At 69.7% G+C, this 9,387-nt stretch carries 9 protein-coding genes and 1 pseudogene; 1 reads left to right on the top strand and 9 read right to left on the bottom strand.

Annotated elements, in window-relative coordinates; genetic code table 11:
- Positions 1–104 precede the first annotated feature (104 nt).
- The 4 genes from ACK5IN_RS05855 to ACK5IN_RS05840 all read right to left on the bottom strand — a co-directional run bounded on the left by ACK5IN_RS05855 (position 105) and on the right by ACK5IN_RS05840 (position 4,564).
- On the bottom strand, positions 105–974 hold the full coding sequence (locus tag ACK5IN_RS05855) for an alpha/beta fold hydrolase (RefSeq protein ID WP_416895268.1): 870 nt from the start codon (positions 972–974) through the stop codon (positions 105–107).
- A 4-nt stretch (positions 975–978) separates the two neighbouring features.
- The gene (locus ACK5IN_RS05850) at positions 979–2,289 is read right to left on the bottom strand and encodes a cytochrome b/b6 domain-containing protein (RefSeq protein ID WP_416895267.1); all 1,311 of its coding nucleotides are present in this window, start codon (positions 2,287–2,289) and stop codon (positions 979–981) included.
- Between the two features lie 507 nt (positions 2,290–2,796).
- Positions 2,797–3,774: an electron transfer flavoprotein subunit alpha/FixB family protein gene (locus tag ACK5IN_RS05845; RefSeq protein WP_416895266.1), complete on the bottom strand. Its 978-nt coding sequence runs from the start codon at positions 3,772–3,774 to the stop codon at positions 2,797–2,799.
- 13 nt (positions 3,775–3,787) lie between these two features.
- A complete protein-coding gene (locus ACK5IN_RS05840; RefSeq protein ID WP_416895265.1) occupies positions 3,788–4,564 on the bottom strand; it encodes an electron transfer flavoprotein subunit beta/FixA family protein in 777 nt (258 codons plus the stop codon).
- Positions 4,565–4,736: 172 nt separating this feature from the next.
- Between ACK5IN_RS05840 and ACK5IN_RS05835 the strand changes: the two genes are divergently transcribed.
- Complete coding sequence (locus tag ACK5IN_RS05835) at positions 4,737–5,273, top strand: MarR family winged helix-turn-helix transcriptional regulator (protein WP_416895264.1); 537 nt, start codon at positions 4,737–4,739, stop codon at positions 5,271–5,273.
- A 20-nt stretch (positions 5,274–5,293) separates the two neighbouring features.
- Here ACK5IN_RS05835 and ACK5IN_RS05830 read toward each other — a convergent pair whose 3' ends face one another.
- The 5 genes and pseudogenes from ACK5IN_RS05830 to ACK5IN_RS05810 all read right to left on the bottom strand — a co-directional run.
- Positions 5,294–6,070, bottom strand: coding sequence for an enoyl-CoA hydratase (locus ACK5IN_RS05830; RefSeq protein ID WP_416895263.1), 777 nt, complete (start codon positions 6,068–6,070; stop codon positions 5,294–5,296).
- The gene (gene mmsB, locus ACK5IN_RS05825) at positions 6,067–6,981 is read right to left on the bottom strand and encodes a 3-hydroxyisobutyrate dehydrogenase (RefSeq protein ID WP_416895262.1); all 915 of its coding nucleotides are present in this window, start codon (positions 6,979–6,981) and stop codon (positions 6,067–6,069) included. The genes ACK5IN_RS05830 and mmsB overlap by 4 nt, the downstream gene beginning before the upstream one ends.
- Positions 6,981–8,165 carry an acyl-CoA dehydrogenase family protein gene (locus tag ACK5IN_RS05820; RefSeq protein ID WP_416895261.1) on the bottom strand — a complete coding sequence of 395 codons (1,185 nt, stop codon included), beginning with the start codon at positions 8,163–8,165 and terminating at the stop codon, positions 6,981–6,983. Before ACK5IN_RS05820 ends, mmsB begins: the two co-directional genes overlap by 1 nt.
- A 526-nt stretch (positions 8,166–8,691) precedes the next feature.
- Complete coding sequence (locus ACK5IN_RS05815; RefSeq protein WP_416895260.1) at positions 8,692–8,958, bottom strand: type II toxin-antitoxin system VapC family toxin; 267 nt, start codon at positions 8,956–8,958, stop codon at positions 8,692–8,694.
- A gap of 94 nt (positions 8,959–9,052) precedes the next feature.
- Positions 9,053–9,145: pseudogene (locus tag ACK5IN_RS05810) on the bottom strand (hypothetical protein); the annotation flags it as partial.
- Positions 9,146–9,387: the final 242 nt, after the last annotated feature.

Raw genomic sequence — 9,387 nt, 5'->3', positions numbered from 1 at the left:
GCGGATCACGAAGGTGTTCGTGCCGTCGAGCGTCATCGGCCCCGGATTCGGAGCGAGGATGCGCGTGGTCAACGTCGTCCAGCGCTCATCGGTCTGCGGTGTGGTCACTCGAGCCCTTCCAGGAAGCCGGTGAGCCGTGCGGTGAAGACGTCGTTGTCGTCGCCCGCGATCATATGCCCCGCGGCGGCGACCTCGACCACCTCGGCGTGGGGGATGAGTCGCAGCATCTCGTCGAGGCCGTCTGTGCTGACGATATCCGAGTTCGCACCGCGCACGATCAGGGTCGGCACGGTGATCCCTTCGGCCGCGCGCGCCAGCCGCTCCGCCCGCAGCTCGCGCTCGGGCTCGCTGCCGACGCCGAGGAATCGAGGATCCCAGTGCCAGCACCAGCGACCGTCCGGTCGCTGACGCAGATTCTTCCGCAGGCCGTCTGTCGAACGCGGCCGGGGCCGATTCGGGTTGTAGGCGGCGATCGCGTCAGCCGCCTCCTCGAGCGTCGCGAAGCCGTCGGGCGCGCTGGCCATGAAGCTGTGGATGCGCTCGATGCCGACCGGGTCGGGCCGCGCGACGATGTCGACGAGCACGAGACCGGCCGCCAGGCCGCCCTCCTCCCCCTCGCCGACCAGTGCGGTCATGCCGCCCATCGACGCGCCGACGACGACGGGCGGCGCGCCCATCCACGACACCAGCTGCCGGGCGTCGCCGACGAGCGCGGCCGCCGAGTAGTCCCCGTCCGGCGCCCAGCCGCTGTCCCCGTGGCCGCGCGCATCGAAGGCTGCCGCCGTCCACCCGGCACGGGCGAGGCGGGCGCCCGTGCGGCGCCACGAGTGCCGCGTCTGGCCGCCGCCGTGCAGAAGCAGCACCGACCCGCGCGATGGCCCCGCCGGCAGCCAGCGATCCCCGACCAGGGCGACATCCCCCGCATCGACACGGACCACGTCGTGGGCGATGTCGTCCGACCGGGCCTCAGGCATCCGCCTACCTCGCACTCACCGTGCCGAACAGGCGGGCGATGGGCGCGAGGGTCAGGGGTCGTGCGGTGACCCAGGCGGCGGCGATGACGACCACCGACGCGACGAAGAACCAGAACCCGGTCCAGTTGTCGGCGTACGCGTTCGGGTCGACCGAGCCCTGCGCGGCGTACATGTGGTTCAGGTTGCGGAGGGCTCCGGTGGCGAACACCAGGAACACGTGCACCGCGATGAAGGCCACGAAGTACAGCATCACCGGGAAGTGCACCGCGCGGGCCCACTCGATCGGGTACGCCTTGTTCAGGCCCTTCGCGTTCTTCGGCCACATGCCCGACATGCGCCAGCCGGTGAGCGCAGCCAGCGGCGCGGCGAGGAAGATCGTGGCGAAGTACGTCAGCTGCTGCACGCTGTTGTAGTTCACCCAGCCGTTCTCGGTCGGCCAGTCCAGCGAGATGTACTGCAGCACCGCCGACAGCGCGTTGGGGAACACCTCCCAGCTGGTCGGGATCACCCGCATCCACTGCCCGGTCACGAACAGCAGCACCACGAAGACGACACCGTTGACCAGCCACAGGATGTCAAGCGACTGGTGGAACCAGATCGTCAGACTGACCTTGCCCTTCGGATCGCGGCGGGGGGTCCAGAACGCGGTCGGCCGCTTCTCGGTGCGGATCCGCAGACCGCTGCGGATGATCAGCACCATGAGGAAGACGTTGAAGAAGTGCTGCCAGCCGAGCCACGCCGGGAACCCGACCGGGGCGCCCTCGGGCAGGTGGTACTCGCCCGGGAAGGCTGTCAGAAAGTCCTGCATGAACCCCAGGCTGAGGAACCAGCGCACGAACACGACCGCCAACGCCGCGGCGATCAGCAGCCCCGCCCCGGCGATCACCACCGCGCCGAACCACTGGATCTTCGTGAACGGCCCGTACCGCTTCGGCTCGGGTTCGGCCACCGGGCCCTTACCCTGCCGGGCGACGCGCTCCGCGTTCCAGCGGGCGGCATTCGAGGTGAGCACCACCGTGCGCGGCCCGGCGAGCGGGGCGGAGGTGTCGCGGGCCGCGGTAGTCACCACCGCAGGCACCTGCACCTCGAGCCCGTCTGCGGTACTCCGCTCCCCGCCCTTCGGCAGGCTCAGGGTCCGCTCGTCGAGGGGCGCTACGCCTCCGCTTCCCGAGCCTGCCCCTTCGCTTCCCGAGCCTGTCGAGGGACCACCCCCCGCAGCCACCAGCACCGGGGCGAATCCGGCCGCCGGCCACGGCTCCCCGCCCGCCGTGCGCGGCAGCCCGCGGCGCAGCGGCGTCTCCGACGCGGCGACCACGGTCGCTGCCCGACCTTGAGTCGGCGCATCCGCACGATCCGAGCTTTCCGCACCCGCCGTGTGCGACGACGCAACGGAGGTATCGGCGCTCATCGCGGCTTCGGCCGTCGTATCGGCACGGTCCGAGGCGCCCGCGCCAGCCGTGTGTGACGACGCAGCGGCGGCTGCAGTCACCGCGCCGGCGGCTGCGGGTGCGGCGCCGGCCGGCGGCCACGGCTCGCCACCCGGAACCCGCGGCAGACCACGGCGCACCGTGGTGCCCGCCCCTGCTTCCGTCGTCGCATCGGCACGGTCCGCAACGGAAACACCCGCCGTATGCGACGACTCAACAGAGGCGGGGGCAACCGTTGCGGCTGCGGCGGGCGCGGCAACCTCGGGCGCGGCAACCTCGGGCGCAGCAGCCGCGGTGTCGGCAGCGGAGGCGGGGGCAGCGCCGGCGGGGGGCCACGGGTCGCCGCCGGGAACCCGAGGCAGCCCTCGACGCACTGTGCCAGACGTCACCATGGGTTACTGCTTCTTCTGCGTGAGCGTCTCGATCAGCTGCGGCACGACGGTGAACAGGTCACCAACCACACCGAAGTCGGCGACCTCGAAGATCGGGGCATCCGCGTCCTTGTTGATTGCGACGATCGTCTTCGCCGTCTGCATGCCCGCGCGGTGCTGGATCGCGCCCGAGATCCCGAGCGCCACGTACAGCTGCGGCGACACCGACACCCCGGTCTGCCCGACCTGATGCGCATATGGGATGTACCCGGCATCCACCGCCGCGCGCGACGCTCCCACGGCCGCGCCGAGCACGTCGGCGAGCTCTTCCACGAGCACGAACTTCTCTTCCGAGCCCAGGCCCCGGCCGCCCGATACGACCTTCGCCGCGCCACGCAGCTCGGGCCGCGATGACGTCACCTGCGCGGGCTCGAACGAATCCACCGTCGCGGCCGGCTTCCCCGACGCTGCGACCTCTAGCGCCGTCGCCTGCACCGGTGCCGCGTCGGCCCGGGCGTCGACCGCGCCCTGTCGCAGCGTGACCACGAGCGGCCCGAACGTCGCCGCCGAGTCCACGTTGTACGCGCCGCCGTAGACCGAATGCTGCGCGACGACACCCTCGTCGTCCCGGTTCACCCCTACCGCATCCACCCCGACCGGAGCGCCGATGCGCACGGCCAGCCGGCCCGCGACATCCCGCCCCTCGATCGAGTTCGAGATCAATACCGCGTCCGGACGCACCAGGTCGACCGCTGCCACGACCGCGTCGACGATCGGCACCGTCAGTGCCGACGCGTCGCCCGTGGCCGTCAGCACCTGCGTGGCACCCAGAGTCGCGGCATCCTGCGCCAGCTTCTCCACCGCGTCCGCGGCGGCGACCACCACCGCGACCGGCGTGCCCACCCCCGCTGCCGCGCCCAGCAGTGCGGCCGACGACTTCGCCAGCTCGCCCGCCGGGGTCACATCCAGGACAGTGAGGATCGTGTCATCTGCAAACGTCATCTCCATGCCCTTCTTAGGCGAGCCGGTTCTGGATCAGGAACTCCGCCAGCTGCGTGCCCGCATCGCCCTCGTCGACGATCTTCACGCCCGCGCCCCGCGGCGGCTTCTCCGACACGGCGACCATGATCTCGTGCGCCACCGCGCCCTCGTCGACCGTGATGTCCAGGTCATCGAGCGACAGCACCTCGAACGGCTTCTTCTTCGCCGCCATGATGCCCTTGAAGTTCGGAAACCGCGCATCCGGCAGCGCCTCGGTGATCGAGATCACCGCCGGCAGCGGCGCCGACACCTGGGCGACGCCGTCGTCTGTCACACGTGCACCCGACACCGCCGAGTCCGTGATCTCCACCGACGCCAGCCCGGTCACCTGCGGCACGCCCAGCAGTTCGGCGACCATCGACGGCACCACACCGCCCGAGCCGTCGGTGGACTGGTTTCCCGCGATCACGAGGTCGAAACCCGCGCGCGCGATCGCTGCAGCCAGCACCTGCGCGGTCAGGCCGACATCCGCACCCGAGAGCCGCTCGTCCACGATCTGCACCGCCGATCCGGCGCCCATCGCCAGGCTCTTGCGAATCGACGCGGCCGCCGACTCCGGCGACACCGAGAGCACCACGACCTCGGTGTCGGGATTCTTGTCGGCGAACGCCAGCGCGACCTCGACCGAGCGTTCCCCGATCTCGTCCAGCACCGCCTCCGACGCCGCCCGATCGGCCAGCCCCGTCTCCAAGTTCAGCTTGCGATCCCCATACGTATCCGGAACCTCTTTGACCAGTACGACGATCTTCATCGACAACTCCTCACGCCTGCGGCGAGTCTACTGGCGGACGGGCAATGTACCCAATCGGGTGAACATTGCCGGCGCCAGCGGCGCGGAGTCGGCACGTATGTATACATTCGGGGGTCAGATCGGGCGGAAATCCCCTGCGCACACCGGGTAACCTATACATAAGGGGGGTGTCGTGGCACAGCACAAGCGTCTTCCCATCGACCCGATCGCCGAGGCGAAGCGCCAGTGGCTCGACCACGGGTGGGCGGATGCCGCGCCCGGCATGACACTCGTGACCTCCATCATGCGGGCGCAGCAGCTCATGCTGGCCCGCGTCGACGAGACACTGCGCCCGCTGGGTCTCACCTTCGCGCGGTACGAGCTGCTCACGCTGCTGCGGTTCTCCCGGTCGGAGCGGATGCCGATGGCCTCTGCCTCGGCCCGCCTGCAGGTGCACCCGACGAGTGTCACCAACACGGTCGACCGGCTCGAGGCATCCGGTCATGTCCGCCGCGAGCCGCACCCGACCGACGGCCGCGCGACCCTCGTGGTGCTCACCGACGCCGGGCGCACGCTGTCGGAGCAGGCCACCGCCGCACTGAACGCCGAGGTCTTCGAGAAGCCGGGCCTGAGCCGGGCCGACACCGACGAGCTCGTGCGCCTCATCGCGCGCATGCGCCGCGACGCCGGTGACTTCGACGACCCTCGCCCCCAGCCCGACCCGCTGTAGCCACCGCTGACCCGGCCGGGTCAGCGGTGCTGGAAGTCGGGCGCACGCTTCTCGCGGAAGGCCGCCATACCTTCCTTCTGGTCGGCGGTGTCGAACAGCGCCGCGAAGGCGCGCGACTCGAACCGCAGCCCCTCGGCGAGGGTCGTCTCCATCGCGGCGTCCAAGGCCGCCTTCGCGGCGAACACGCTCGGCAGCGACTTCGTCGCGATCGCCTCCGCCGTCTTGGCGGCCTCATCGAGCAGATCGGATGCCGGGACCACACGCGATACCAGACCAGCACGGTCTGCCTCGGCAGCATCCATCATCCGTCCCGTCAGCACCAGTTCGGCCGCCTTGTAGTACCCGACCGCGCGGATGAGGCGCTGGGTGCCGCCCATGCCCGGGATCACCGCAAGGTTGATCTCGGGCTGGCCGAACGTGGCCGTGTCGGCGGCGAGAATGATGTCGCACATCATCGCGAGCTCGCACCCGCCGCCGAGAGCGTACCCCGACACCGCCGCGATCACCGGGGTGCGCACCGCAGCGAACCGCGCCCACGCGCCGAAGTGGTCGTCCATCACCATGTCGAGGCCGGACTTCGACTCCATCTCCTTGATATCGGCGCCGGCGGCGAACGCGCGCTCGGACCCGGTCACGACGATCGCGCCGATGCCGTCGTCGGCGTCGAACGCCTCCGCCGCGGCAACGACATCGCGCATCACCTGTGAGTTCAGGGCGTTCAGGGCTTCGGGCCGGTTGAGGGTGATCCAGCCCACCCGGCCACGGGTCTCGACGAGAATGGTCTCGTAGTCGGTCATGCCGTCCTCTCGTCGCTGTCGCCACGGATGGTGTTGATGATGCCAGAGAAATCCTGCCCGGCGCCGTCGCCATCGGCGAACGCGGCGTAGATCTCGCGGGCGAGCATGCCCATGCGCGCATCGACGCCGGTCACCCCGACGGCCTGCTCGGCGAGGCCCAGGTCCTTCGCCATGAGGGCTCCGGCGAACCCGGGCTCGTATCCGCGGTTCGCCGGGCTCGTGGGCACGGGCCCGGGAACGGGGCAGTTGGTCGTCAGCGCCCAGCACTGACCGGAAGCGTTGGATGCCACGTCGAACAGTGCCTGGTGGCTCAACCCGAGCCGCTCCCCCAGCACGAAGGCCTCTGCCACCGCGATCTGGGAGACGGCCAGGAGCATGTTGTTGCACATCTTCGCCGCCTGGCCGAGCCCCGGGCCGCCACAGTGCACGATGCGCTGGCCCATCACCTCGAGCAGCGGGCGCACGGCCTCGAAGTCGGCATCGCTGCCGCCCACCATGAAGGCGAGGGTGGAATTCTCGGCGCCGACGACGCCGCCCGAGACGGGCGCATCGACCATGCGATGACCGGCCGCGACAGCGAGCTCGTGCGCCGCCTGCGCCTCGTCGACGGCGATGGTCGAGCAGTCGACGAACAGCGTGCCGGGCGCGGCGACGTCGAGCAGACCACCGCCGGTACCGCCGCCAGTGTAGGTATCGAGCACCTGCTGGCCCTTCTGGAACATCGTGATGACGACGTCGACACCTGTGCGGACGGCCTCGACGCCAGAGGGCGCGGTGTCGAGGCCGGCGGCCTCACCGGCGGCGACGGCGGTGGCAGAGACGTCGAAGCCGATGACCCTATGACCGGCAGCTTTCAGGTTGCGGGCCATGGGCAGTCCCATGTGGCCGAGGCCCAGAAAAGCGATCTTCATCAGTTACCACCTTCCAGGACGTGGCGGCCGACGATGAGGCGCATGATCTCGTTGGTCCCTTCCAGGATCTGGTGCACGCGCAGGTCGCGCACGACCTTCTCGATGCCGTACTCCTGAAGGTAGCCGTAGCCGCCGTGCAGCTGAAGTGCTTCGTTTGCCACGCGGAACCCGGCGTCGGTGGCGAAGCGCTTCGCCATGGCGCAGTGGGCCGCGGCATCCGGGTCCTTCTCATCCAGCGCGATCGCCGCATCCCGCACCAGCGCGCGGGCGGCCCGCAGCTCGGCGGCCATATCGGCGAGGGTGAACACGACGCTCTGCTTCTCGGCGAGCGCCTCGCCGAACGTGAAGCGCTCGTGCACGTACCGCACGGCCCTGTCGAGCGCCCACTGGGCGCCGCCCAGCGAGCACGCCGCGATGTTCAAGCGCCCGCCGTTGAGGCCGTTCATCGCGATCTTGAAGCCCTGTCCGATCTCGCCGAGCACCACCGACGCGGGTACCCGCACCTCGTCGAAGATCACCTGGCGGGTGGGCTGCGCATTCCAGCCCATCTTCTTCTCGTTCGGCCCGAACGACAGGCCGGGCGTGCCATCGGGCACGATGAACGCGGTGATCCCACGTGATCCGTTCGGCTCCCGAGCCTGTCGAGGGGCGCCCGTGCGGGCCATGACGACGTAGACGCCGGCCTCGCCGCCGCCCGAGATGAACTGCTTCACGCCGGTGATGACGTACTCGTCGCCGTCGCGGATCGCGCTCGTCGTGATCGCCGCGGCATCGGAACCGGCGCCCGGCTCGGTGAGGCAGTACGCACCGAACGTCTCCATCGGCACCAGGCGCGGCAGCCACTCGGCGCGCTGCGCGTCGTCGCCGTACGTGTCGATCATGTAGGCAACCATGTTGTGGATCGAGATGTAGGCGGCGATCGCGGGGTCACCCTGGGCGAGCTGCTCGAAGATGGCCACGGCGTCGCGGCGTGCGAGGCCCGAGCCCCCGTGCTCCTGGTTGACGTAGATGCCGCCGAGCCCCAGTTCGCCTCCGCGGCGAATCGTCTCCCGCGGGAAGTGCTTCTCCTGGTCCCACTCCTGCGCGTGCGGTTCGAGCTCGGTGCGGGTGAACTCGCCCACCGCTTCGATCATCGCCGCGCGCTCTTCCGGGGTCAGGGTGGTCGGCTCTGCAGTCATCACCATGGGGATCTCCTCTGTGGCAGGACGCGGGCTCTGTTCGTGGGGAGCTGCGCCCGGATGTCTCGACGTCGTATTTTTATCGGTACTCCTCTATGATACTAGGACATCCATGTATACGGCAGGCGGGATGCGCCTCGTGACGTCGGCGGCAGGCGCGGTGCCCGTGCCGGAAAACGGAGATGTACCGGATGACGGATGCGTGCGCCCCATTCGCTCCGCGATCCTGCGCAACTCCGTATTGCTGCACAGTGCGTATTGCTGCACAGTGCGTATTGCTGCACAGTGCGTATTGCTGCACAGTGCACCTGCCGCATCCCGCAGCGTGATGCGAGCCGCGCCGTCAGAGACGTTCGATGGTCGTGGCGTTGGCCATTCCGCCGCGCTGGCGGCATCGGTCAACGGCGACGAGGTGCCCGGCGTGATCATCCAGCCGATCTCGGGGAACCGCACTGCCGTCTCCTCGGTGGAGAAGGCGGGGTTCACACCGGCGGAGCCCTCGGCGGTCGTACTCGGGTTGCGACCGGCGGATTCAGCGCAAGAGCACGACAGTGACACCGAGCGACGGCGCACGGGACAGCCGACCGTCGGAGGTCAGGAGGTCAGCGCTGAGAAGACGTGCGGCGGCGATGTAGAACGCGTCGGTGATGCGCACGGACTGCCGCAGCATCCACGCCTCGGCACTCACGTCGACAGCGTCGATGCGGCGGATCGGCGCGTGCCGCAGCAGGGCGAGACCGCGATCGCCCTCGTCGGCGCTGATCTGCGACGTGCGCACCAGCCGCCATATCGTCGACATCACTTCGAGGTCGATGATCCCCGGCGCCCACGGGGTCGGCGCGCAGGTTACCCCATTCGACCAGTTGCGTGAGTGCCGCCGTGAGGTCGCGGCCCGGGCCGGCGCTTTCCGCATCGAGCGCGTCCTGGACCTCTTCGGGCCGCAGATGCACGGTGAAGCGCTCCTTGGCGGCCACGAAGGCCAGCATGATCCGACGGTACGTCTCGGTGTGCTCGGGCGCGGCCAGGTATCGGAAGACTCCGTACTGCGCTTTCGTCACCGTTCCAGGGTAGGCCGCGCCACCGACAATGCGACTATCCGCTGAGGCGACTACGCGACCGCCAGCGTCGACGTCACCGGCGTCGGGTTCTGGAACAGGTCGAGAACGGGGCACTTCTTCTCGACGACGGCGAGCAGTTCCGCGTAGCGCTCCTGGGTCTCCGGGCCGCT

It is taken from the genome of Microbacterium sp. (assembly GCF_047971895.1).
Lineage (GTDB): Bacteria > Actinomycetota > Actinomycetes > Actinomycetales > Microbacteriaceae > Microbacterium.
Note: the sequence above shows the minus strand (reverse complement) of the source record. Positions and strands in the feature narration are given on the sequence as shown.

Excerpts from the sequence above, each read along its gene's own strand:
- ACK5IN_RS05855 (WP_416895268.1), bottom strand. The coding sequence starts at position 974 with ATGCCTGAGGCCCGGTCGGACGACATCGCCCACGACGTGGTCCGTGTC.
- ACK5IN_RS05845 (WP_416895266.1), bottom strand. The coding sequence starts at position 3,774 with ATGACGTTTGCAGATGACACGATCCTCACTGTCCTGGATGTGACCCCG.
- ACK5IN_RS05815 (WP_416895260.1), bottom strand. The coding sequence starts at position 8,958 with ATGTCGACGATATGGCGGCTGGTGCGCACGTCGCAGATCAGCGCCGAC.
- ACK5IN_RS05820 (WP_416895261.1), bottom strand. The coding sequence starts at position 8,165 with ATGGTGATGACTGCAGAGCCGACCACCCTGACCCCGGAAGAGCGCGCG.
- ACK5IN_RS05840 (WP_416895265.1), bottom strand. The coding sequence starts at position 4,564 with ATGAAGATCGTCGTACTGGTCAAAGAGGTTCCGGATACGTATGGGGAT.
- ACK5IN_RS05830 (WP_416895263.1), bottom strand. The coding sequence starts at position 6,070 with ATGACCGACTACGAGACCATTCTCGTCGAGACCCGTGGCCGGGTGGGC.
- mmsB (WP_416895262.1), bottom strand. The coding sequence starts at position 6,981 with ATGAAGATCGCTTTTCTGGGCCTCGGCCACATGGGACTGCCCATGGCC.